This is a genomic window from Bythopirellula sp. (assembly GCF_041737835.1).
Taxonomy (GTDB): domain Bacteria; phylum Planctomycetota; class Planctomycetia; order Pirellulales; family Lacipirellulaceae; genus Bythopirellula.
In genome coordinates, this window is the sequence record NZ_JBGSQY010000031.1 from 241,612 (window position 1) to 265,472 (window position 23,861).

22 protein-coding genes are annotated in these 23,861 nt (G+C 56.2%); 7 read left to right on the forward strand and 15 right to left on the reverse strand.

Annotation, left to right across the window (positions count from 1 at the left end):
* The first annotated feature begins 87 nt into the window (after window positions 1-87).
* Both AC6T8Q_RS10340 and AC6T8Q_RS10345 read left to right on the forward strand, forming a co-directional pair.
* Window positions 88-1,251, forward strand: coding sequence for a Gfo/Idh/MocA family protein (locus tag AC6T8Q_RS10340; protein ID WP_500679003.1), 1,164 nt, complete (start codon window positions 88-90; stop codon window positions 1,249-1,251).
* A 145-nt stretch (window positions 1,252-1,396) separates the two neighbouring features.
* Entirely contained in the window at window positions 1,397-2,548 is a 1,152-nt protein-coding gene (locus AC6T8Q_RS10345) for a Gfo/Idh/MocA family protein (protein ID WP_500679004.1), read from the forward strand.
* 194 nt (window positions 2,549-2,742) lie between these two features.
* Here the strand turns inward: AC6T8Q_RS10345 and mutY are convergent, their stop codons facing one another.
* The 5 genes from mutY to AC6T8Q_RS10370 all read right to left on the reverse strand — a co-directional run bounded on the left by mutY (window position 2,743) and on the right by AC6T8Q_RS10370 (window position 6,912).
* The gene (gene mutY / locus AC6T8Q_RS10350) at window positions 2,743-3,846 is read right to left on the reverse strand and encodes an A/G-specific adenine glycosylase (protein ID WP_500679005.1); all 1,104 of its coding nucleotides are present in this window, start codon (window positions 3,844-3,846) and stop codon (window positions 2,743-2,745) included.
* Window positions 3,847-3,958: 112 nt separating this feature from the next.
* The gene (locus AC6T8Q_RS10355) at window positions 3,959-4,150 is read right to left on the reverse strand and encodes a hypothetical protein (protein ID WP_500679006.1); all 192 of its coding nucleotides are present in this window, start codon (window positions 4,148-4,150) and stop codon (window positions 3,959-3,961) included.
* An 18-nt stretch (window positions 4,151-4,168) separates the two neighbouring features.
* The gene (gene feoB / locus AC6T8Q_RS10360) at window positions 4,169-6,421 is read right to left on the reverse strand and encodes a ferrous iron transport protein B (protein WP_500679007.1); all 2,253 of its coding nucleotides are present in this window, start codon (window positions 6,419-6,421) and stop codon (window positions 4,169-4,171) included.
* A complete protein-coding gene (locus AC6T8Q_RS10365) occupies window positions 6,422-6,649 on the reverse strand; it encodes a FeoA family protein (RefSeq protein ID WP_500679008.1) in 228 nt (75 codons plus the stop codon).
* Window positions 6,646-6,912 (reverse strand): FeoA family protein, encoded by a 267-nt coding sequence (locus tag AC6T8Q_RS10370; RefSeq protein WP_500679009.1) that lies wholly within the window; start codon window positions 6,910-6,912, stop codon window positions 6,646-6,648. Before AC6T8Q_RS10370 ends, AC6T8Q_RS10365 begins: the two co-directional genes overlap by 4 nt.
* A 349-nt stretch (window positions 6,913-7,261) precedes the next feature.
* Here AC6T8Q_RS10370 and AC6T8Q_RS10375 point away from each other — a divergent pair, with 349 nt between their 5' ends.
* Entirely contained in the window at window positions 7,262-7,822 is a 561-nt protein-coding gene (locus AC6T8Q_RS10375) for a BON domain-containing protein (protein WP_500679010.1), read from the forward strand.
* Window positions 7,823-7,896: 74 nt separating this feature from the next.
* On the opposite strand, the gene AC6T8Q_RS10380 is transcribed toward AC6T8Q_RS10375, so the two are convergent.
* From AC6T8Q_RS10380 to AC6T8Q_RS10395, 4 genes are all read right to left on the reverse strand, one after another.
* Window positions 7,897-9,375 carry an NAD(P)(+) transhydrogenase (Re/Si-specific) subunit beta gene (locus tag AC6T8Q_RS10380; protein ID WP_500679011.1) on the reverse strand — a complete coding sequence of 493 codons (1,479 nt, stop codon included), beginning with the start codon at window positions 9,373-9,375 and terminating at the stop codon, window positions 7,897-7,899.
* 21 nt (window positions 9,376-9,396) lie between these two features.
* Window positions 9,397-9,666 (reverse strand): NAD(P) transhydrogenase subunit alpha part 2, encoded by a 270-nt coding sequence (locus AC6T8Q_RS10385; RefSeq protein ID WP_500679012.1) that lies wholly within the window; start codon window positions 9,664-9,666, stop codon window positions 9,397-9,399.
* A 37-nt stretch (window positions 9,667-9,703) separates the two neighbouring features.
* On the reverse strand, window positions 9,704-10,909 hold the full coding sequence (locus AC6T8Q_RS10390) for a Re/Si-specific NAD(P)(+) transhydrogenase subunit alpha (protein WP_500679013.1): 1,206 nt from the start codon (window positions 10,907-10,909) through the stop codon (window positions 9,704-9,706).
* A 179-nt stretch (window positions 10,910-11,088) separates the two neighbouring features.
* On the reverse strand, window positions 11,089-12,084 hold the full coding sequence (locus tag AC6T8Q_RS10395; RefSeq protein ID WP_500679014.1) for a LysR family transcriptional regulator: 996 nt from the start codon (window positions 12,082-12,084) through the stop codon (window positions 11,089-11,091).
* 333 nt (window positions 12,085-12,417) lie between these two features.
* Between AC6T8Q_RS10395 and AC6T8Q_RS10400 the strand changes: the two genes are divergently transcribed.
* A complete protein-coding gene (locus AC6T8Q_RS10400; protein WP_500679015.1) occupies window positions 12,418-13,230 on the forward strand; it encodes a universal stress protein in 813 nt (270 codons plus the stop codon).
* A gap of 21 nt (window positions 13,231-13,251) precedes the next feature.
* Window positions 13,252-14,166, forward strand: a complete 915-nt coding sequence (locus AC6T8Q_RS10405) for a bestrophin family protein (protein WP_500679016.1) — start codon at window positions 13,252-13,254, stop codon at window positions 14,164-14,166.
* A gap of 52 nt (window positions 14,167-14,218) precedes the next feature.
* Here the strand turns inward: AC6T8Q_RS10405 and AC6T8Q_RS10410 are convergent, their stop codons facing one another.
* The 4 genes from AC6T8Q_RS10410 to AC6T8Q_RS10425 all read right to left on the reverse strand — a co-directional run bounded on the left by AC6T8Q_RS10410 (window position 14,219) and on the right by AC6T8Q_RS10425 (window position 19,041).
* Window positions 14,219-15,850 (reverse strand): hypothetical protein, encoded by a 1,632-nt coding sequence (locus AC6T8Q_RS10410; RefSeq protein WP_500679017.1) that lies wholly within the window; start codon window positions 15,848-15,850, stop codon window positions 14,219-14,221.
* A 169-nt stretch (window positions 15,851-16,019) separates the two neighbouring features.
* Window positions 16,020-16,547, reverse strand: a complete 528-nt coding sequence (locus tag AC6T8Q_RS10415) for a type 1 glutamine amidotransferase domain-containing protein (protein WP_500679018.1) — start codon at window positions 16,545-16,547, stop codon at window positions 16,020-16,022.
* Window positions 16,548-16,566: 19 nt separating this feature from the next.
* Window positions 16,567-17,484, reverse strand: coding sequence for an RluA family pseudouridine synthase (locus tag AC6T8Q_RS10420; protein WP_500679019.1), 918 nt, complete (start codon window positions 17,482-17,484; stop codon window positions 16,567-16,569).
* 42 nt (window positions 17,485-17,526) lie between these two features.
* Window positions 17,527-19,041, reverse strand: a complete 1,515-nt coding sequence (locus tag AC6T8Q_RS10425; RefSeq protein WP_500679020.1) for a carboxypeptidase M32 — start codon at window positions 19,039-19,041, stop codon at window positions 17,527-17,529.
* Between the two features lie 164 nt (window positions 19,042-19,205).
* Here AC6T8Q_RS10425 and bshB1 point away from each other — a divergent pair, with 164 nt between their 5' ends.
* Entirely contained in the window at window positions 19,206-19,895 is a 690-nt protein-coding gene (gene bshB1 / locus AC6T8Q_RS10430; protein ID WP_500679021.1) for a bacillithiol biosynthesis deacetylase BshB1, read from the forward strand.
* Between the two features lie 340 nt (window positions 19,896-20,235).
* Window positions 20,236-21,660, forward strand: a complete 1,425-nt coding sequence (locus AC6T8Q_RS10435) for a bifunctional folylpolyglutamate synthase/dihydrofolate synthase (protein ID WP_500679022.1) — start codon at window positions 20,236-20,238, stop codon at window positions 21,658-21,660.
* A 156-nt stretch (window positions 21,661-21,816) separates the two neighbouring features.
* On the opposite strand, the gene AC6T8Q_RS10440 is transcribed toward AC6T8Q_RS10435, so the two are convergent.
* Window positions 21,817-22,128, reverse strand: a complete 312-nt coding sequence (locus AC6T8Q_RS10440) for a hypothetical protein (protein WP_500679023.1) — start codon at window positions 22,126-22,128, stop codon at window positions 21,817-21,819.
* A 610-nt stretch (window positions 22,129-22,738) separates the two neighbouring features.
* A complete protein-coding gene (locus AC6T8Q_RS10445) occupies window positions 22,739-23,845 on the reverse strand; it encodes a glycoside hydrolase family 18 protein (protein WP_500679024.1) in 1,107 nt (368 codons plus the stop codon).
* Window positions 23,846-23,861: the final 16 nt, after the last annotated feature.

Below are 23,861 nucleotides of genomic sequence, written 5' to 3' on the forward strand. Positions count from 1 at the left end.
TTTCCGTCCCTACGCGCAAAACGTGAAATTGCTAAAATGACAGGCCTGTGAAAACTTGTCCCGCCCTTGGCATTTCTGGAACTATTCATGTCGCGTAAGACACTCAACGTCGCTCTCATTGGCTACAAATTCATGGGCAAGGCCCACAGCCAGGCCTGGAGCACTGTCGGCCGGTTTTTTGATCTCGATTTGCAGCCCGTCCTGAAGGTGGTCTGCGGGCGAGATTCCGCTGCCGTGGCGGAATTCGCCGAGCGGTGGGGCTGGGAAACCTCGGCCACCGATTGGCAAAAGGTCGTCAAACAAAGCGACGTCGACGTGGTGGATATCTCGGCCCCGGGGAACGTTCACGCAGAGATCGGCATCGCCGCCGCGGAAGCCGGCAAGCATGTGTTCTGCGAAAAGCCGCTTTGCTTCACGCTCGCCGAAGGCAAGCAAATGCTCGCCGCGGTCCGTAAGGCGGGCGTCAAGCACATGGTCAATTTCAATTATCGACTTTGCCCGGCGGTGTCGCTTGCCAAGCAGATCATCGAATCGGGCGGCATCGGCGAGATTCGTCATGCTCGGTTCACGTATTTGCAGGATTGGTTGGTCGATCCCAACTTCCCCATGAACTGGCGGCTACGCAAAGATGCCGCGGGGTCAGGAGCACACGGCGATCTGGGGGCCCACTCGATTGATCTGGCAAGATTCTTGGTTGGCGAAATCGGCGAAGTCGTCGGCATGAGAAAGACGTTCATCACCGAGCGCCCTGCCGAGGGAACTTCCGCCGGTTTGTCGGCGACGGCCGGCGAAGGAACCGAGCAAGTGACCGTCGATGATGCGTCGGTGTTTCTGGCGAAATTTAAGGATGGCGCGTTCGGAACTTTTGAAGCAACGCGACTGGCGCCGGGACGCAAGAATTTCAACCGCTTTGAAATCAACGGCAGCACCGGTTCGATTGCCTGGTGTTTCGAAGATTTGAATATGCTCGATTTTTATTCGACGAAAGACCCCGCCTCGGCGCAAGGTTTCCGGCGGATCATCGCCACCGAGGGCGTGCATCCCTTCGTGGGCAATTGGTGGCCGCCCGGGCACATGCTCGGGTACGAACATGGCTTCACGCACGCGGTCTACAGTCTCACGCAAGCGATTGCTCAAGATAAACCGTGTATGCCGGATTTCCGCGACGGCGCGCAGTGTGTGGCGGTATTGGATGCTGTGGACAAGTCAATTGCAAGCAAGGGCTGGGCTGAAGTCGAAATCCTTGAGTAAACTCGGGCAGTGCCAAGTTACATGTCATCCTGAGGGAGCCTCGGCGACCGAAGGAACTAGCTCGCCATTTTACCTAGTTAGAAGCTTTGTACAGAAGTAACCAAGATTCTTCTAGTCGTACAACTCCTATCAGAATGACCTCCTCATGAAAAAACTAAAAGCCGGCATCATCGGCACGGGATTTATCGGTCCAGCACACGTCGAGGCGATTCGTCGCTTGGGTTATGTCGAAGTTGCGGCGGTCGCCGAGCGGGGGCAGGAGCTTGCCGAGCGTAAAGCCGCCGAGTTGTCGATTCCCAAAGCCTATGGCGACTACCACCAACTGCTAGCCGATCCTGAGATCGACGTTGTGCACAACTGCACGCCGAATCATTTGCACTTTGAAGTGAACCGCGACATTCTCGCGGCGAAGAAGCACGTGGTTTCGGAAAAGCCACTCGCCATGGATTCGACGGAATCACGCGAGTTGGTCCGCCTGGCGGATGCGTCGGGCGTGGTCCACGCGATTGATTTCAATTATCGCTACATGCCGCTCGTGCAACAGGCTCGATTGATGTGCCAAAGCGCCGACGACGTGGGGCGCGTGTTGGCCGTACATGGATCGTATTTGCAGGATTGGCTGCATAAAGACACCGACTGGAACTGGCGGCTGGTGCCTGAAATGAGTGGCGCGTCGCGGGCCGTCGCCGACATCGGTTCGCATTGGTGTGACCTGATTCAATTCGTGACGGGACTCAAGATCGTGCGGGTGATGGCCGACCTGGTGACGATTCACCCCATGCGGAAGCGGCCCAAGGTTGAAGTCGAAACCTACGCCGGCAAAGTCTTGAAGCCAGAAGACCTGGAAGACGTGCCGATAAAGACCGAGGACTACGCTTCGATCCTGTTGGAGTTCGATTCCGGAATGCACGGCGTGTTGACGGTGAATCAATGCGCGGCGGGGCGGAAGAATCGCTTGTACTATGAGATCGACGGCAGCAATTGTGCGCTGGCTTGGAATCAAGAGAAGCCGAACGAACTGTGGGTCGGCCGCCGCGATGGACCGAACCAAGTGATTATGAAAGATCCGAGCCTGCTTTACCCAGGAGCACGGGAGTACGCCCATTATCCGGGCGGGCACAATGAGGCATATCCCGACGGGCCGAAGAATTTGTTCCGCAATATCTATGGTTTCATCGCCGGCGAACGCCCCGGCGGCGACTTCGCCACGTTCGTGGATGGTCACAATGAGATCGCGATTTGCGATGCGGTGCTGAAAAGCAGCCAAGAAAAGCAATGGGTGACGGTAGAGTATTGAGGGGAGGTCACCGCTAATAGACGCTGATGGGCGCTAATAGCTGGAAGAGGAGTTGAGGACGAGCGTAGAGATTTTCTAGGCTCTCTGCTTCCTCTGCTATCTCCTGTAAGAATAGAACACCGATGAACGCGGATTTGGCGGATTGTCGCTGATCTGATCCGTGCAAATCCGTTCGATCCGCGTTCATCCGCGGCCTATGTTTTCTTGATAAGATTCGCCAACTTGCGCCCGGTCGTGCTGAGCGGCAATTCTGTTAACTCGCTTACCATTAACCAGCGGAGTGCTTTGTCGGTGGCGAGTCGGCCCGATTGATATATCGCCGTGTAGCAATCGAGCGTAATACGATAGCGCGTGACGCCGTGCTTGATTGTGGTGAGCAAGTTGCCCGGCTGGATCGTGATGCCCGATTGCTCGCGGGTTTTGGCGATTAGCTCATCGCGCACGAACAGCGGGCCTTCGCTCGAGAGTTCAAAGCGCGGGAAATCCCACAAGCCGGCCCAACGCTCGTTCGCTCCGCATTGTCGCACCAGAACTTGGCCGTTCTTTATAACGACGACCGCCGCCTCGCGGAGATCGGTGAATTTCTGCTTGGCCGTGGCTTTAGGGATTTTGTTCTGCAGTCCCTGAGCGAAGGCTTCGCAATTCTGAGCAACCGGGCAGGCATCGCACTTGGGGGTTGCTGGCGTGCAAACCAACGAACCGAGTTCCATCAGGGCTTGGTTAAACTCCGCGACATTGGTGCGTGGCAGAATCTCCTCGGCGGTCGCCCAGAGAAGTTTCTGTCCGGCAGATTTCGTGGGGTCATCCGGATACGCAAGCAAACGTGCGAGCAAGCGAATCGTATTCGCTTCGAGAATAGGAGCCCGCTCGCCAAAGGCAATCGAAGCGATCGCGCCGGCTGTGTAGCGGCCGATACCGGGCAAGGTTTGCAGAGTCGCGACATCGCGGGGGAATTGGCTGGTGTGTTCGGCCACGACCTGCTTCGCGGCGGCATGCAAACCCCGCGCGCGGCGGTAGTAGCCCAATCCTTCCCACAATCGCAGCACTTGGGTTTCGTCCGCCGCGGCCAACTTTTCAACCGTGGGAAACGCTTTGAGAAATCGCTCGAAGTAGGGCTTCACCGCGGCGACGGTCGTTTGCTGGAGCATCACCTCGCTGATCCAAACGCGATAGGGATCCTGCGACTTTCGCCAAGGAAGATCGCGTTTGTGATGGGCATACCAAGCGAGTAACCGACGACGGAAAGATTGCTTCCACTTGGAATCAAGTTCTGGCGATGAAGTGCAATCCGTTGCCATGATTTTTCACGCAGAGGCGCTGAGGTCGCAGAGGGAAAGAGATTTTTCGTGGCTATTCTTCATACACAAGCAAAGTTAACGAAATATCAATCGAATGCTATTTAGCTATCAATCACTGCGACCTCTGGGCCTCTGCGTGAGAGAGATTGATTTGTTTGATTTGCACCAACGGCTTTTGGTTAGTCGCACAACTGCCGCATGAGCCGCAACTACTCGAACGCTTCGTGGCAAAGCTCAGCCATGCCACGCGGCCGAGATAGCCGGCGGCGATTGCTACGATCGTGAGTGCGATTGCGTCTTGCATAAGTGTTTCTTGGCACCACTATAACCAAATGCGGCTGGTAACTTGATAAGTCACGAGCGCGCCAATGTACGCCAGCAGCGTCATGTACCCAAACGCGAACACCGGCCAGCCCCAGCTGTTGGTTTCGCGTTTGATGACGGCGAGCGTGGCCGCGCATTGGGCACACAAGGCAAAGAACACCATGAGCGACAACGCCACAGGGAGATTGTACACTTTCTCGCCGGTGTCGTCCCAGCGAGCGGCTTGAAGCCGCGCTTGCAGGCGGGTTTGATCGGATTCTTCCCCCACGTCGAGGTCGCCCCCCAGATTGTAAATCACACCGAGCACACCCATCACGACTTCCCGCGCGGGGAACGAAGCTATCGCGGCGCTGCCAATCCGCCAATCCCAGCCCAAGGGCCGAACGACCGGTTCGATCAGCTTGCCGGCACGTCCTAAAAAGCTGAATTGCTGGTGCAGGCTCGCGTTGAGGTGGTCGAGATTCTCAGGTTCATTGAAATCGGCGAGTTCTTTTTCCGCCGCGACATGTTGGGGCGTGCCGGGAGTCGCCGTGGCAATGTTTTGTTGAAGGACAGATTCCCGGGCGGCGATGGCTTCCGCCACTTTGGCTTCGGAGCGTGGATAGTAGGCCAGTGCCCAGACAATGATCGTGATCGCAAAGATCAGCGTGCCAGCCACGTACAGAAAATCCCAGCCCCGTTCCACCATGCGAAACAGGACATTACGCAGCGACGGAGTTTTGTAGCTGGGGAGTTCCAACACGAACGGTGGCGTTTCACCACGCAGCAGCGTTTTCTTGAGCAGCCAGGCAATCGCTACCGCCGCGAAGATCCCCACCAAATACATCGACACCATGGTCAGCCCTTGCAGGCCAATGAGCCCACCTAAATAACTCTGCGCGGGAACAAAGGCGCTGATCAGAATGATGTAAACCGGCAAGCGGGCCGAGCAACTCATCAGCGGGGCGATGAGAATCGTCGCCAAGCGGTCGCGGCGATTTTCGATGACTCGCGCGGCCATGATGCCGGGCACGGCACAAGCAAACGACGAGAGCAGGGGAATAAACGACCGGCCACTCAAGCCCACGCCGGCCATCAGGCGATCCATGAGATACGCTGCCCGGGCCATGTAGCCGCAATCTTCCAGCACCGCGATGAAAGCAAACAGAATAAGAATCTGCGGCAGGAAAATCACGACGGCCCCCACGCCGCCGATGATGCCATCCACAACGAGCGATTGAAGGGCCCCCTCGGGAATCATCCCAGCAGCTGTATCGGCCAGCCAACTCACTCCCGTGTCGACCCATCCCATCAACGGCTCGGCAAAGCGAAAAATCGACGAGAACAGCAGGGCCATGACGGCGAGCAGTACTAGCGATCCCCACACCTTGTGCGTGAGCACGGCGTCGATGCGGTCGCTCGCGGTGAGATGTCGACGATCGGGAACATGCACCACGCCGTCGAGTACTTTGCCGACCCAATCGTAACGGGCCATCGCTTCGACTGCGGGGACGGGTAATCCCACCGCGGCGAGCGATTCGCGCGCCGTGCGTAGGCTTGTGTGCTGAGCGGTTTGCTCGCTTGTCAGTAGTTGCTGCTCAAGATAACCGTTGCCATCCAAAATCAGCCGTTCGACCAGATAACGGGGCAGGGGAGTCTCGCGGCCGGCGTTGAGCTGTGTAGCCAAACGGTCCGCGTGTTCTTGAAACACAGCAGGGAACGGATTGAATGCAGGATGCTGATCCCGATCCGCCGCTGCGGCGATGGCCTGCTTGAGTTCCTCGAGCCCTTGGCCACGGCTAGCTTGAATGGGAACAACCGGCACGCCCAGCCGTTGGCTTAACCCCGCGACGTCGATTTCGATCCCCCGATCCGCCGCGACGTCGACCATGTTCAAAGCGACGACCGTGGGGAGACCGCACGAGAGGACCTGGCTCACCAGATAAAGATTTCGTTGCAGGTTCGACGCATCGATAATCGAAACCACGATGTCGGGCGATGATTCTCCCGAACGACGACCGAGCAATACGTCGACCGCCACCATCTCGTCGGGGGATCGCGGCGCGAGGCTGTAGGTGCCTGGCAGATCGATGACTTCAAACTGCTGTTCGCCGTGGCGAAAATGCCCGACCTTTTTTTCGACAGTGACGCCCGGATAATTGCCAACTCGTTGTTGTACGCCGGCCAGGGCATTGAAGAGCGTCGACTTGCCCGTGTTGGGATTGCCAATCAGAGCGACGCGAATCGTCGAGCGCAAGGTCGAGTTCGACATTCAGGGCGCTTCCACTTCGATCTGTTCGGCCTCGCTACGCCGCATGCAAAGTTTGTAACCGCGCAGCTCGTATTCGAGCGGATCACCCAGCGGGGCGGAACCAATGAAACGGATTTGAACGCCGGGTGTGAGGCCCATTTCCATGAGCCGCTGGGCGCTCTCGCCGTTTTGAGAAAGCTGGACGATTTTGGCTGACTGACCCACGCCAAGCTGAGCGAGCGAAGTCATGCCGAATGCCTCGCGGCAGGGAGCGGCATAACCATCACCTGCAACAACTCATCGCCACGGACGCAGAGTTTCGACCCGTCGATACGCAGGATGCACGTCGTCCCAGGACGAATCATTTCCAACCTGGTGCCTGCACGCAAACCAATCTCCGCGAGATGACGGACAAGATCGGCGGTGCCTAACACGGTTTGCACCTCGCCCAATTCACCAGCGCGTAGCATGGAGATCGGCAGCAAATCGGCGAAATTTTCGGCTGGTTGCATAAAAGCCCAAGACCGGAATGAGACTCTGCATCAATTAAGCTTTGATTTTATCGCAAAGTTTTATGTCAGACAACCAGGGGACTTTCACGCACTCAGCTTGGGGTCCTAGCCATCATGCTGGCCCCCGGAACGTCACGAAGTGCTGAAAACGGCCCGTGGCACGACAGCCTGATAATCGAAAAGACTCGTATTAATTGCATCGTCTTGGTGATCCAACAGACATCACTCTTATTAATGGCAGTTTCATGACAGAAGGCGAACGGGAGCAAGTCGGCATACTCTTTGCGTATTGTTCCGGCGTGGGTCACAAGTCTTTTGCAACGCTATCAATTTTTCAAGGAGCCATGCTATGAAACGCCTCCCATTACTCGCCCTGGCATTGTTTGCTTTCACGGGTTGTACGGACAACCCGATGAACGATGCCACGACCTCGACGACCCGTGACGATGCGGATCGTTATGAAGTCAGCAAACCTGTTGTCGAACATCCTGTTGTCGATCAAACGGCCGATCCGACGATGCCAGCTGATCCTGGCGTGACACAAGCCGTGCCCGAAGGGCCAGCACTTCCCACGGATGAGCCAGTAAGTGCGCCGGATTCTGATTTGGCTACGCCGGCAACTTCAGCACCGGCAATTGAAATTGATAGTGAGCCAGCTATCAATAACGACGCCGCTGAGAATGAGAATCAAGCGAGCGAAGATCTCTCAGCGAATATTCGCGATGAGATTGATGCCGCCGATTTGTCGACGCCTGCTGACGACGTGCAAGTCGAAGCTGCTGATGGCAAAGTGACTTTGAGCGGTACGGTTGATTCGCAAGAAGAAAAGGACCGCATCGGCGAGATCGCCAGCGATGCCGCCGGTGAAGACAACGTCGAGAACAATCTCGAAGTGAAAGCTGCGGAATAGTTTTTCGTAGCGAAAGCTGTTATTTAAACAACCAACTGCATCCGGTCTTAATCAGGATGTGGTTGGTTGTTTTTTTATTGCTCTTTCACGGCCGCCACTAATTGAATGAGCGCGTCCTTGCCGTCGCCGAACAGCATCAGACAATTGTCTTGGGCAAAGAGCGGATTGGGAATTCCCGCGAAACCGGGGCTCAGGCTCCGCTTCACAACCACCACGGTGCGAGCATCGCCCGCTCTAAGGATCGGCATGCCCGCGATGGGGCTCGTGGGATCCGTATCGGCCAGCGGGTTCACCACGTCGTTGGCACCGATCACAATCGCCACGTCGCACTGAGCAAACGTCGGATTGATCTCGTCCATTTCCTTGAGTTGTTCGTAAGGAACGTCGGCTTCGGCCAGGAGCACATTCATGTGGCCCGGCATGCGGCCCGCGACGGGATGAATCGCGTAGTCGACGACTGTGCCCTGCGCTTCGAGCAAGGAAGCCAGTTCACGAACCTGATGCTGAGCCTGAGCGACAGCCAGCCCGTAGCCGGGGACGATAATCACGCGCTGGACCCCATCGAGCATCATGGCCACTTCTTCGGCCGAGGTACTTTTGATTTTGCCGGAATAGACTTCGTCATCCGTGGGGCCGCCTGCCGACGGTTCAAATTTGCCGAACAGAACGCTGGTGAGCGAACGATTCATCGCCTTGCACATGATGTTCGTCAATATGATGCCTGACGCACCCACGAGGGCACCAGCGATGATCAACACATTGTTGTTGATCACAAACCCCGCGGCGGAGGCAGCCAGCCCTGAATAGCTGTTCAGAAGCGCAATGACGACCGGCATGTCGGCACCACCGATGGGAGTGACCAAAAACACGCCCAGTACCAGCGAGATAATACAGAGCAGCCAATATTCCCAGCCCGTGCCGTCGGTCATTTCCAAACTAAGCAAAACGGCCGCGGCAAACATCGCGGCATTGATGGCCAATTGACCGGGAAATGCAAACGGTTGGCGGAAACGCGGAAGTTCTTGCAGCTTGGCCGCGGCGACCATCGAACCTGTAAACGTGACCGAGCCAATCAGTCCCGTGAGTCCCGCGGCTAGGCCCGCTATACCCGCATTCGGCAAGCCCGCCGTGGGTATTTCAACAGCCGCGACAAGCACCGAAGCGATGCCGCCAAAGCCATTGAACAACGCCACGAGTTGTGGCATCTGTGTCATTTGCACGGCCGTGGCAAACCAAGTTCCGATGGCCGTGCCAATCGCGATGCCTGCGATCGCCAGGAACCAATTGGTTTCGGTGCTGATGAGCGTGACCATCACGGCAATGAACATACCGACGGCACCCAGCAAGTTGCCTTGAACCGCGGTCTTGGGGTGCGTCATGCCTTTGATGCCCAGAATAAAGAGCACCGAGGCGAGCAAATACCCCGCGTTGGCCCAGGGAGAATGAGAAACCAGCGCGGCCGCATTCTCGACAAGCTGCGTCGCTTGCTCAACAGGAGCAAGCGGCGGAGTTTCTTGGGCAAGCACGAAGCAGTGGGATAGCAGATCTGTCACGGTAGGAACCTTTGTGTGCGGCTATTTCTTTTTCTTAAACATTCCCAACATGCGGTGGGTCACGAGAAATCCGCCGATCACATTAGTCGTGGCAAAAATGATCGCAAGAAAACCAAACAACGAACCCCAAAATCCGTGGCCCGCAACGAGGGCCCCCACCAAGGTAATGCCACTGATCGCGTTCGAGCCGCTCATCAGGGGTGTGTGCAAAGTGGGAGGCACCTTGGCGATGATCTCGACGCCGATGAAGACGGCGAGGACAAAAATTGTCAGACCTGTAATGATATCCATGCGTTTCTTATCGAATGATTTCGTTGGGACTGTCGTTTTACTGATTGGCTAAATGATCGATCGGGGGCGAGCTGGGTGGCAGAACCAGCGGGCCAAGATTGAGCATGTCGCGTAAACGCTGATTTTGAACCTGACCATCTTTCGTGGCGAGCGTATCGCGAATCACTTCGTCTTTGAGATCAATTTCCAGCTCACCCTTTTTCGCAAGGAGCTGCAAAAACGTCACCAAGTTCTTAGCATACATCTGGCTGGCATGTTGCGGCACTTCCGAGGACAGATTCGTGGGGCCGAAGATGGTCACGCCATGGGCAACCACCGTTTGGTCGGCTTGAGTGAGCTCGCAATTGCCGCCCCGTTCGGCCGCCAAATCGACGATCACCGAGCCAGGTTTCATACGTTCCACGGCATTGGCGGTGATGAGTACGGGTGACGTTTTGCCAGGTATCGCGGCGGTTGAAATACAAACATCGCAATCGGCGATCACCTGGGCCAGTTGTTCTTGTTGAAGGCGAACCTGCTCTTCGGTGAGTTGTTTGGCGTAACCGCCCTGATCTTCTGTTTGCGATGTATCGAGCCGGAGTTCAACAAACTTGGCACCGAGGCTTTCGATTTGTTCTTTCACGGCGGGTCGCACGTCGTAGGCCTGAACAATGGCCCCCAAGCGGCGTGAGGTGGCGATGGCTTGAAGTCCTGCAACGCCGGCACCGAGCACCAACACTTTGGCGGCCTTGAGCGTGCCCGCCGCGGTCATGAGCATCGGAAACATTTTGGGCAAGGAATCGGCGGCACGCAGCACGGCTTTGTAGCCCGCGATCGTGGCCATCGAGGAAAGCACGTCCATGCTTTGCGCGCGGGTAATACGGGGGATCAATTCCATCGCGAAGAGAATCACGTCGTGATCGGCAAGTTCCTTCACGGCTTGAGGATTGCCCAAGGGATCGCACGTACCGATGACAATCAAACCTTTGCGCAGTAACCCAAGATCGTTGCGGCCCGCCTCGGGATTTGTACCCAGCGTGCGTACCTGCAAGACAACATCGGCTTGAGCAAAGGCCTGCGCGCGATCGCCGACGATCTCCGCGCCTTTGTTTTGATAGTCAGCATCCGTGAAGCCAGCGGCCAGACCGGCCCCCGCTTCCACGAGGACTTGCGCACCGATTTTGGTCAGCGCGGGGATCAGATCGGGAACGAGCGCCACACGGCGTTCCCCCGGAAAGGTTTCACGAACAACGGCAACTTTCATGTCAGCCTAGCAGCAAATACACGTAGCAGAATCATTGGGAAAAGCACCCGCCGACAGGAAGGCTGACGGCACAACCGGCACTGAGACTGGGCCGATTGTGGCACAATTCTCCCCAGGTTCAATAGTAGCACACGGACCGGATGCCAGATTTTCCGGGGAAATTCGCGATTTTTACGAAGTTAAGAGAGTTCGCTGAGCAAACCGGCTTTGGCAGTTTTTGCGATCAGGATCGTCGCCGGGTGAGTAAGTTTGCGCTCGGTGGTCGCTACGAAGTAGCGTATCCGAACGTCAGGCAAACTCCCGACGACTTCCACGCCATGCTGCTTGGTGAGTTGCGGCAGGACCGCCGTGGGGACGGGGAACAACCCGCTGCCACCGCCGCCGAACTCTTTCATCAATGCGCTGTCGTCGAATTCGGCCACGATGTAAGGATTGAACTGCTGCTCGTCGAACCAGCGATCCAGCACACGGCGCATATCCGTGAGCGCGGTCGGTAACAGGATCGGACAACCATCCAAGGAGGCCGGAAAGTTGACTCGATACTTTTCAGCGAGCTCCGCCGTCGCGCAGAAAGTCACATCGCTCTCACCGAGCGGATGATTGTAAGTCCGCACGCCCAGGGTGGGTGGGATCGATGTATCTGTGAGGATCGCATCAAACTTATGTCGCGTGAGCCCGGTCACCAAATCGCTGAGTTCCCCTTCGTGACAGATTAATTGAATCTGCTGAGGCATCTCCAATACGGGCGCTAGCAAGCGGTGTGTGATCAGCTTGGGGAGAGACGTCGGAATGCCAACATGCAACCGGCCGGAGCGCTTGCCGGGTAGACCACGAAGGGTTCCGAGCAATTCGCGGCCAATCGAAAACATTTCGTCGGCGTAATCGAAAACTGTACGGCCTACGTTGGTCAGCACCAAATTGCGGCCCGAACGGTCGAACAAGCGGTGGCCCAGCGCGCGTTCGAGCTTGCGGATCTGCATGCTGATCGTGGGCTGGCTGATTTGCAGGCGTTCGCAGGCGCTGGCGATACTGCCGTCGCGCGCTACGGCCCAGAAGTACAGCAGGTGCGAGAAATTCAGTTGCTGCAGGTTCTCAAACAGTTGTGGCTTCACACCGACGTTCTGCTCGGGAACGCTCGCGTGGTTTACCACTTTGTGAGAATTGAGTTCGTGCATGAGAGTCTGGCGATAGGTCGTAAATACTGGCGAAACCTAAGAGGGATGCGGACATCCGCAGTAAAACCGTTGTTTTCCCAGCGAATAAACGCAATCTGACATATCGCTACTACTGCTGGTAAGTGCAAATGGTTCGCTTCCAGCAGATGTTGACGGGAAATTGCATAAATCAATACGATCCATCGATAAATTCTAACTATTAGAAATTATTGATGATTCCAGTGCTGGCAATCGAAGCAACTTCGCTCGAACAAATCCGTAGAATTCATTACACTCCCGCCCCCCATGAGCGATCATGCCGGATTTTTTCCGGTTTTCGCAAGGATCGAGCCTATGTTGAACAGCGTTTTGTTGTACTTGGAAGAAGAACAACAGGCTCAATCCGTGATCCATTGGGGAGTTAAGCTGGCGAAACAAGTCAAAGCTCGGGTCCGGGGTCTGACGCTCGTCGACACCCGTGCCAGCGACGATGCCCACCTCAGCGAATCGGCCGCCTACGCTTCGCTTGTCAACTCGCATCAACTGCTGGCCGAACATCAAAAAAATCAGTTGCGCAGCGATCTTTCCCAGGCCTGTCTGAAAGCCAAGCTCGATTTCGACGTTCGCAGCATTGCCGGCAATCCGTTGAACTTGTTGCCACAAGAAGCGCGGTTTCACGACCTCGTAGTGACGGCTGGCTTTGTGGGTGGCGATTCCGCGGGGCTCACGTCGGCGGACTTGATGGACCTCGTGACCCGCGGCGTCAATCCGCTCTTGGTCTTGCACCCCGAGCAACGTGCGATCGAGCGGGTGCTGTTGGTGTATGACGGCAGCGAGGCCATGGGCCGTGCTATTCGCTCGTATCTAAGTCTGGGAATCATGGAGAAAGCCCAACATCGGTTGTTGGCCATTGGGGAGAACGATCAAGCCGCGCGGAGTGCACTGCGTGAGATGTCGGACTATTGTCTGGTTCGCCGCCCGCATTTGGAAACAGGTTTTGTGGTGGGCAAAGTTCGCCATGTGCTTTTGCCGTACATCAAGAAATGGCAAGCGGATTTGGCCGTTATCGGCATGAGTCGCGGAAATCGTTTGTATCGTCGTTTGTTCGGTGATAGCACGGTCAACATCTTGCAGCAGACGTCCTGCGCACTGTTTGCAATCGCATAATCGGAAGAAAGAAATTAGGTCATGGAACACAGGAATTTTTGGCACGAAATCTTTCTCACCAATACCTCGGTGACGCCGGGGATCAAGTGGCGCATCGCGGTTTTCGGAATTCTCGCGACAATCGTTTGGCTTGTAGGAGTTAACACTCGCTTGATCCCATCGTCTGATGTGGCTCCTTACGAATTGATTGGTGCGGCATTGGCCGTGCTGCTCATGTTACGCACCAACACCGGCTACGACCGCTGGTACGAAGGCCGCAAATTGTGGGGTGGCATCGTCAATCAATCTCGCAATCTTGCTCAAGTAGGCTTGGCCTACGGACCGGACGATTTGCGGTGGCGCGATCAGTTTGTCCGCTGGAGCGCGGCCTTTTCCCATGCCTGCCGACACAGTCTACGGGCGCAAAATAACATCGACGACATGCGACTGTTGTTGGGCGAAGCCGATTTGCAAAAGCTCGCCGCGGCTCAACATAAGCCGCTCTATGTGACGCAGCGACTTGCCGAGCTCCTGCGTGAAGCTTTGGATAACCACCAAATGGATCGCTTCGCGTTCAAGGAAGCCGAAGAGCAACGGACCATGCTCATCGATCACGTCGGGGCGTGCGAACGGATTTTGAAAACGCCGCTGGCCAAGGCGTTGTCGGTCAAGATTCGGCGGTTCTTGTTCCTGTATTTGATCGCCCTCCCGTTTGGCATCTTTGACCGCGTTGACTTCTTGACGCCGATCATCGTGATGCTTGTGGCCTATCCGTTGTTGGCGCTCGACCAGATTAGCGTGGAGCTACAGAATCCGTTTTCGCTCAGCCGTGTGAGCCATCTACCGCTCGACGACATTTGCCGAACGATTCAAAGTAACCTGCTGGCGTTGTTGGATGAAGAAACCAACAAAGATCTGACGGAAACCGTTTCACCTCGCGCCAAGATCGCCGTCTAAATTGGGCTTCTGCTTCTACTAGCCGCAGGCGGAAGCCCACGGTTTATGAACTCTAGTTCGACGCCGTGACGGCAACCGGAAACGAATAAAAATCAATCACCACCGCTTCGAGCGTGGGATCAAGCTCCGGCAACGTTTCCTGGGGCTTTGGCAAGATTTTGCCGACGATGCCAATCTCATCACCCACGGCGTGATTGGCATTGCCGATCAGAACGGGAACGGCCGGAACAGCGGTGGCGCTACCCAGCGTGACAAACGCCAAAGGTCCGGCGGCGGTCTCTTCAATCCGCTCGACCTTGCCGGTGAAGATCATGCCGGGATTTGGTCGGTCGGCATACTGCCACCAACGCAGCGCGATCTGAGGAAGATCACGTTGCACCACGGGATCAGCCAGCAGACTGGCAAAGAGCCGCTTAGCCGAGAGGGCTTTAGTCATTTCATCTGGCGAGAGGCCGGGCTGATTCATGTAGGAACTCTTCTCGGCAAGCCGCGCGAGCGACATGTAGGCTTGGCCTTTGCTGGAGACGGATTCGCGGGTCGAGAGATCGCCCTCGCCGAGTTGGTTGGCGACTTCCTGGGCAGTGGCGAAGAGTTCACTGAACTCCTGTGGGTTCACCAACTCGAGCGAAGGCCCACGATAGGCCGGCACTTCCGCTGAGGCGGGGGCAACGGCCGCATCTTCGCGGACAAGCGGCTCTGCTGCGGGAAGTTCGGTTTCTGTTTCGTTTGTTTCCGCGAGGAGTTCTTCTGCGGGCGGCGTTTCTTCCGTGACCGACGGCAAAGGTTGCTCCGCGATTTGCTCTTCACCTGGAATGAAGTCAGGCTCTTCAAACGACGCCGGCAACATGAACGCAGGCATGTATTGAGCGACGTGCAGCATGTCGCCTGCAGGTCCGCGCAGCCACAGCAGGGCATACAAACCCAAGGGTATGCCAACCACACCGAGGCTCGCGCTGGCCAACGTGCGAACTAAACTTCGCTTCCGTTTGGTGCGCGGCTTGGAACTGGTTTGGACATCGAAAGGGAGCTCTCGTTCGCTTTTGATATTAGCGGCGATTTGTTCGATCGTGGGCGCGTATTCCGGTTCTTCGACGCCAGCTACTTCAGGCTCGTAAGACTCGTCCGGCGCATAAGCGTCGGCGGGCGACCAAGCCACTGGTTCGGGCGTTGGTTTCCGCGACTCTGTCTTGGGAAATAAATCTTCGTCGGCAACTTCGTACTCTTCGGGCTCGGCGAGCGAATCGGATTTCGTTGGTCCAAGTCGTGCACTACCAAAGTCGAAGCTGGGTCGTTTGGGTTCCGAGGTCTCTGGTTCGTCATCAACGTTATCGGCAATCGCACGCTTCAAACGCGCTTCCCAATCCGAGAGCGTGGCACTCGCGGTCAGCGGTTCCGAGGACGGTGTTTCCATCGACGGCATTTCAATGGAATCGGGAGCATCGTCCAGCGATTCGCGCGCGAACATGGCCGGCGAGTATTCGTCATCTGCAATGTCGGCCGTGGTGGTTTCAGGTTCGGTTTCGCGTGGCGGGAGGATTTCCGCTTCGGGGATAGAAAACTGCACCGTCTCCATCAGCAGGAATTCATCCTGGCAGCGCGGACAACGTGCGCGATCACTGAGCGTGGCTTGCTCGGGCAAGGCCAGTTGAGTGGTGCAACTCGGGCAGGTAGCGAGTTTTGCCATCGGATACATTCTCGGCGAAATTAAAAGGCGACGCGTCTACCTCGATTTTACCGCACCGAGTTGCTCGCAACACCATCGATTCCTGGCGACATGGTCTATCAAACCGTCTGAATCGAACGGGTCGCCACAAGCCGGGGGGATTGTAGCGATTGCGTGGTCAAGCGGATTGCTAGCTCAGCAGTACTTGCAGAATCCCTCGGCAAAAATCGGGCAGATCATCCGGCTTGCGGCTCGAGACAAAATTCCGATCAACGACCACCGAAGCATCTTCCCAAATCGCGCCGGCGTTGACCAAATCATCCTTGATGCCGGGCGAACCGGTCACGCGCACGCCGCGATACACATCGGCTGAAATCGGAATCCACCCGCCGTGGCAGACCGCGGCGATCAGTTTTTGCGCGGCGTTGAATTCACGAACGATGGCCAGCACGTCGGGATCGCGGCGGAGCTTGTCGGGCATAAATCCGCCGGGGACGATCAGCCCATCGAACTTGCTGGCGTCGACGTCGCTGATCGCAACATCCGATTTGCAGGGGTAGCCATTCTTGCCGGCATACGTCACACCCGCTTCAGGCCCCGCGAGCACGACTTCAGCGCCTGCTTCGATCATCCGCAGCTTGGGATACCAAACTTCGAGGTCTTCGTAGATATCGCCGACGAACATCAAAATACGTTTGCCAGTGAGGGGAGTTTCCATGCTTTGATCCTTTTTCGTTTTATGGCTTCCCGATGAAGCGCAGCATTAAATTTGGCAGCTCGGCGTGGAACTGAATGGGCTTGAGCGTTGCCGGGTGTATAAAACCTAGGGAAGTCGCGTGCAATGCGAGCCGGCTTTTGGGCCAACGCTCGTGCCGGGCGAGCTTGCGATTGTAGCGCGGATCGCCCAGCACGGGATATCCATGATCGGCAAAGTGAACGCGGATTTGATTGCGACGGCCCGTCTCGAGTCGCACTTCCACCAAAGTCGTATCGGCCAATTGACGCTGAACTTCATAGTGCGTGATCGCGAGTTCTCCTTTTCCCTCCTCGCGTGTGGAATATTGATCGAGATTGTCGCCCGTCACCAGATACGAGCGAAATGTTCCTTTCACAGGTTTTAAGTGCCCCGCCACGATCGCGAGGTAGACACGCTCGGGCTTACGGTCTTTGAATTGCTCTTGGAGGGCAAACAAAATTTTCGGCGTCTTGGCAAACACCAACAGCCCACTCACCCCGCGGTCGAGGCGGTGAACGACAAACGCCTTGCGCTTGTGGCCGGTACTCCTGAGGTAATGCGTGACGCGGTTCTCCAGCGTGTTGAATTCCCCATGATCGGTCGCCACGGTCAGCACATTGGCACTCTTGTTGACGACAAGCAGGTGCTCATCTTCGTACACAATTTGAAACGTGCGGTCGGTCCACTTCTTTTTCTTTTCAGGATAACCTTGTTGCGGATCGTACCGGACTTCAACGCGATCACCGGGGCGGATCAGCTTGCCGTTTTCCGAGCAAGGCATGCCGTTGAGAGTGACGCAGTCGTGGTCGAACAGCCCCCGCATCTTGCTGTGCGAAAGCTTGGTGAGTTGCTGCACCACGGCGCCAACACGACCAGCTTGGTCTTCGGCGACAGTGGCGGTGAGAGTGGTAATGGGCATGAAGATTATTTTCTGTGAATGAATAACGTTCTAGGCTACTAATTACAGCCCATAAATCTCACCATACTTGGCCGTGAGCTGTTCCATCAGCGGGCCGTGGGAGAGGGGTTTGCCGGTGATTCGCTCGGCGAGTTGGGCCGGTGTGTAACGGCGGGCGTGAGTATGTATGTTCGCACGTAGCCATTCACTCAAATTCCCGAATTCTCCTTGGCGGAATTGGGCATCGAGATCGCCCAGGTCTTGTGTGGCTTGGGCGAAGAACTGGGCCGCGTAGAGATTTCCTAGTGCATACGTGGGGAAGTAGCCAAACAACCCCGCGCTCCAGTGAACGTCTTGCAAAACGCCGTCGGCATTGGTGGGTGAAACCACGCCCAAGTACTTGCGATATTTTTCCTGCCACGCTGCGGGCAAATCGGCGACGAGCAGATCCCCCTCTAGCAACGATTTCTCCAATTCAAAGCGAATCAGAATGTGCAGGTTATAGGTGACCTCGTCGGCTTCCACGCGAATCAGCGAAGGTCGCGAGTCGTTGATCGCCGCATAGAAATCGCCAACCGCCACGTTGGCAAGTGCCTCGGGGAAGACTTGTTGAGCTTGTGGGAAGAAAAACTCCCAGAACGCGCGGCTGCGACCGACTTGATTCTCCCACATGCGGGATTGCGATTCGTGAATGCCCAGCGACACATACTCCCCCGTGGGAAGTCCATAGAATTCTCGCGGCAAGCCTTGGTCGTAAATCCCGTGGCCTGCTTCATGAAGAATACTGAAGAAGCCATCGGAGAACGCGTGTTCATCGTAGCGCGTGGTGAGTCGCACGTCGCCGGGGCCCAATCCTGCGCAGAACGGGTGATCGGTCACGTCGAGCCGCCCCGCTTGGAAATCAAAACCAATCTTCGCGGCCGCTTGTTTGCCAAACAGTTCTTGAGCCCCCGCAGGATAGGTTCGCGCGAGAATGCTGGTGTCGGGTCGGAACTTACTTTCACTGATCGCTTGCACCAAAGGAACGAGAGCATCGCGTAACTCAGCCAACACGCGGGCGACGTTGGCCGTCGATTCGCCCGGTTCGTAGTCATCGAGCAAAGGATCGTAGGGCGTAGTCGTGTAGCCCAAGGCCGCGGCTTCCTGTTGTTTCAGCCCGATCATTTTTTCAAGAATCGGTTGGAACGCGGCGAAGTCGTTCGCCTTGCGTGCGGTGGCCCAAACTTGTTGGCCTTGGACGGCAGTGCGTGTCAATTCTTCGACAAGTGTTTGCGGCAAGCGTGTCTTCTTGTCGTAATCGTGTTGCAGATGCTTGATAACCGCTCCGGTGTCGCTGGTGGCGTCCTTGGCAAGTGGGCTGTCGGCGAGTTCGGCGAGCCATTCGCCCATGACGCTTGCAGTTTGCTTTTGATGCACGAGCCCCGCCACGTAAGCGGCCTGATTGGCGCGGTACTCGCCGCCAGCCGGGGGCATTTTGGTCCGCTCGTCCCATTCCAACAGCTCTTGGATGCTGGCCAGATAGGTGGCTTCGCGAACGTGATGGCAAAGCTGCGAGTAGATGTCTTCGGGAGTCGGCATGGATATTCCTTCGCAGTGGTCGACGCAAGTCCCCGGCTGCAATTCTTGACCGTCGGCTGCCTTCTGCGGCTAGCAGTTGGTTTCGTCTGAATAGTACAATGATTCACGCTATTGAACCTTAATCTCACCGTGAGTCGCAAGGTCTGAGTTCGATTGGAAGCAATATGCTCGATGTTTTAGTGGTTGCGCCGCATCCCGATGATGCGGAACTTGGCATGGGCGGGGCCATTTTGAAGTTCGTGGCCGAAGGCCTGTGCGTGGGAATTCTGGATCTCACCAGCGGCGAACCGACGCCGCACGGCTCGCTGGAGATTCGCGCCCGAGAAACTGCCGCCGCCACGAGAATTTTGGGAATCGAATGGCGCGAGAATTTGGGGCTGCCGAATCGCAGCTTGGAAGCCACTCTTGAGAATCGCGCCAAGCTCGCGGGAGTCTTTCGCCGCGAGCGGCCCAAATGGTTGTTCGCGCCGTATTGGGTCGATGCGCATCCCGATCACGTGGCTGCGACCGAGTTGGTCGATGGGGCTCGATTTTGGTCGAAGCTTACGAAGACGGATCTCCCCGGCGAGCCGTTTCACCCGCAGCGGATTTACAACTACTACTGCGTGCATTTGAAGCAGGCGTTGCAACCAGCATTCGTGCTCGACATCAGCGAGCAGTGGGAAGCCAAGTTCGCGGCGATCCAATGCTTTGAAAGCCAGTTCATCACCGGTCGCGTGACCGAACCGCCGACGTTTATGGATGGCCTGCGCGACGAGGCGGCCTACTGGGGCAAGACGATTGGCTGCCGCTACGGCGAACCATTCACCTGCCGCGAACCGCTGGGGATGAAAACGATGGCGGGGTTGGTTTAGATCAATGACGCTAATCTTGGGCAGAGAGGCAAGATGTGCTAGAATTAAGGTATGGAAGCTACTCGCGATATTTTGATTCGTAAGTCCACGCTCGCCCAACAAGGCAGCGAAGATGACTTGAGTCGCTTAAGCCCCGAAGAACGCATGGAAATGGTGTGGCCCTTAACAATTAGTGCCTGGGCTATGAAAGGCGAGGACATTGCTTCCCAAAGACTACAACGACATGTTGAATGCGTTGAACGACGCAGGCGTTGAGTATCTGATCGTAGGAGCTTTCGCGCTAGCCGCACATGGAAACGTGCGAGCCACGACAGGCCCAATCTGAGCCAAGTTGGAGCATATGACATCCCTTCCTCCCGCTGAAGAACCTGCGAAGACGACGCTCACGCCCTATGAGCGCGCGAGCGAGTTTCTGCTGGGACGCATCAATTACGAGCGAATCACCGAGTTGCCCTATGGCAAGCGGCATATGAAGCTCGACCGGATGCGGGAGCTTCTCACGCGGCTCGGAAATCCTGATGCGGGACTGCCGATTGTTCACGTCGCGGGCACCAAAGGGAAAGGCTCGACCTCGGCCCTGGTGGCGGGCGTTCTCCAAGAAGCTGGCTACGAAACGGGCTTGTTTACTTCACCGCATTTGGAACGCATCGAAGAACGCTTTGTCGTGAACGGCGTCCCCTGCCCCAGCGACGATCTTGTCGCGCTCGTGGAACAACTGCGACCCGTGGTCGAGCAAATGGATCGCGAAGCCGACGGCTCATTGGGCCTGACATATTTTGAACTCACGACCGCGATCGCGCTCATGCACTTTGCCCAACGCAAAGTGGACATTGCCGTGCTGGAAGTCGGTCTAGGTGGTCGGCTCGATTCGACAAATGTCTGCCAGCCGGCGATCACCGTCATCACGAGCATCAGCCTCGATCACACGAAACAATTGGGCTCGACGGTCGAAGAAATCGCCGCCGAAAAAGCAGGAATTATTAAACCCGGCGTCCCCATACTCTGCGGACCGCTGGAAACGGGGCCACGCAACGTGATTGCCGAGATCGCGCGTCAGCACGGCTCACGCATGATCGAAGCGGGCCACGATTTTCAGCATGTCTATCATCCTCCTGTCGAATTTGAAAAGCGTAACAAGCTGGGTCGGCTCGATTTCACCGGCGATTTGGGCAGCGAAGATGCCACGCTCTCCGGCATTCCGCTCAAGATGTTGGGCGAACATCAAGCCGAGAACGCGGCGCTGGCGATTGCGATTGTCGCGCGATTACGCAAACAAGGTTGGTCGATTTCCAGCGAGGCGATCCGCGAAACTTTTGCCAAACTTGTGTTGCCGGGGCGAATTGAACTCGTCCGCCGACATCCCGCGGTGTTGCTCGACGTGGCGCACAATGTCGCGGCCGTGGAGGCTTTGGTCGAGGTCATCACAACCTGCTTTTCCTGCGAGCAGCGCATCCTTGTCTTGGCAGCCACTAAGGATAAGGACGTTCGTGGCATCGTGCGCGTGTTGGTGCCGCATTTTCAAAAGGTGATTGTGACCCAATATCACAACAATCCGCGGGCCGTCGAAACCGACAAGTTGGGCGAAGTCGTTCGCGAAGAGTTGGCCAAGCTCACGAGCACTGAGACAGTGGTGTACGAGCGATTGCTCCCGGCGGAGGCTTGGCAATTAGCCCAGGAATTAGCGGAGCCGGATCAGCTCGTGTGCGTCACCGGCTCGTTCTTTATTGTTGCGGAGTTACGCCCCGAGCTATTAGCAGGCGTTTAAGCCGTCGACTGCGCCGCGTTTTCACACGGCGCGTGATCATAACGGCCAGGCAGCATCCCAGGTAAGTTAACATCACAAATTCTTTCGCGATTGTCTTTTCGTATTGTCTGCGGGGGGGAACCGGCGAGCGGGGGATGTTAATCCCCTGCAATGTGATTACTGAGGCCAAGTCCAGCGCGGTTCCTCGTGCCATTCCCATTCACTCTCTGTGAAGGGCGTGGGAGGATCCAAATCGGCGACCGGACTTTGGTTTGTCCGCCAGGCCAACTTGGCTTGCCGACGTTCGCAGCGAACTTCGTCTTGCAAGTTAGCAACCAATCGGGCAATCGTTGGGTCTGACCATGGCAAGCGATTGCTGGGGCGTTCTTCGGTCAGTGTGGTGCCGTTTAATAAAGTATCCATAAGGTCGTTGGCGGGAACACGAATTACCGTGCAAACCACTTGCCGAGTCTTCCTTGGTGCGACCATGTTTCTCTTCCTCTGCGTCTGTGAGCGAATCGTCCGCTCGTCTGTTCCATAAGATGATTTGAAAAGAAGCGCTGTGTTGCCCAAGCCTAAAATCCCTTAGCGTTGGAGCCGAACACGTTTCGCCCGGCGGACTCGCTTGCTCCGCAAACTCATCCAACCTTCATGGCATTAGTATTATGCAGACCGCGTGCCAAACTCACGTTCCAGCCCGCTGGCACGGCAAACAGGCCGAGAAATGCGATTTTCTCCGTGTTTATAAGGCGCTAGCATGCCAGAAAATTCCATTGGCCCGAGGAAGAAATTGCAAAACACCTTGCAAGCAGCCATAAGCTGTAGGGTCTAGCGAAAGCTTGTGGGATAACGGTGATTTCATGCCCGCTGCCGGCAGAGAAGTAGTGGCGGCTTGTTTCTTCGCGGAAGTGATTTACGAGCGAGCAGGGCAGCACTGACATTTCGTCCTGAACACGAGTTGCATGCTTGAAGATTTGCCAGGGCAAGCAAGGGTTCATCAGTGTGTTTTCTTATTCGTGCTTTTCTAGAACGCGCTGAACTAGAATCCAGCGGCGATAGCGACACGAAGTATCGCATTGACACGAGTACGGGAGAGCAGCTAGTCAGTCGATAAGAGAATCAGTTGAGCCGCTTCTTGCAACGGATTAGAACCGTCGGGCATACGGTCGGCAGCGACTTGCCAAAAGAACACGCCACGAAGGCCGCGCTTGTTGGCCCAGTCGGTTTTGAGTTTGATAGATTCAGCGTCGTCATAGCCGATAATTTCTGACTTATCGGGGGCCACGAGCCAAGGCGTTTTGGTTTCGTCATCCCAGATACGCTGCCAACCTTTCGTCTGGATTAGTTCGTCAATCTCTTTGTAATTGGCGGATTCGCGTGAAGGTTTCTTGGCTTGAGTCGTGTCGGCATAGGGTTCAGAAACGGCAAAGGCACGGCCGTAAAGCGGTAGGCCCAGGGCAATGCGATCGGCGGGAATGCCACGCTCAAGTAGAAACTCGATGGACTTTTCCGTCGAGAGTCCTTCGCCAGACGGTGCCTTACTGGAAGCGTACAGCGGCGAATGATGGCCGGCGAATTTGGCCCAACTGCCGCAGTAGTCGTAGGTCATGACGTTGATCCAATCCATGGTCTCTAGCAGAAAATCCTTCTTGAGCCATTCGAGGGTCGTCGGATGAGCCGCGGCGGCCATGGTGAGCAGCATCGGGCGATTCTTTTTCTTTCCCAATTGATCGAGCTGTTCGCGAAAGCGTCGCGAGAGTCTTTCAAAACCGACAATCTCGATGTTGGTGTCGGGGTATTCCCAGTCGAGATCGATCCCGTCGTAGTCATACTTATCAATGAGGTGCATGACTGACTTGACGTAGAGATCCTCGGCGGTGGGATCGAGCGACATCGCGGCGAATTGCTCGTCCCAGCCCCAACCTCCCAGAGACAGCAGGATTTTAACGCCTGCTGCATGAGCTTCACGTGCCAGCTGCTCGCTGGGGACATTGTCTTGAGGAATCAAAGTCCCATCTTTGTCGGCCACCACAAAGGCATGACACAGATGCGTATAGAGATCGTAATTGATATCGACCGGTAGCCCTGCGACATAGCCGACGAAGACTTTGGGATCATTCTTGGGTGGGGTAGCCGCTAACAGTGAAACCTGTGTGAGAATCACGGCGGAGAGAATCGCGAATACCTGGGCGATCCGAACGATCATATTGCTATTCCAAATG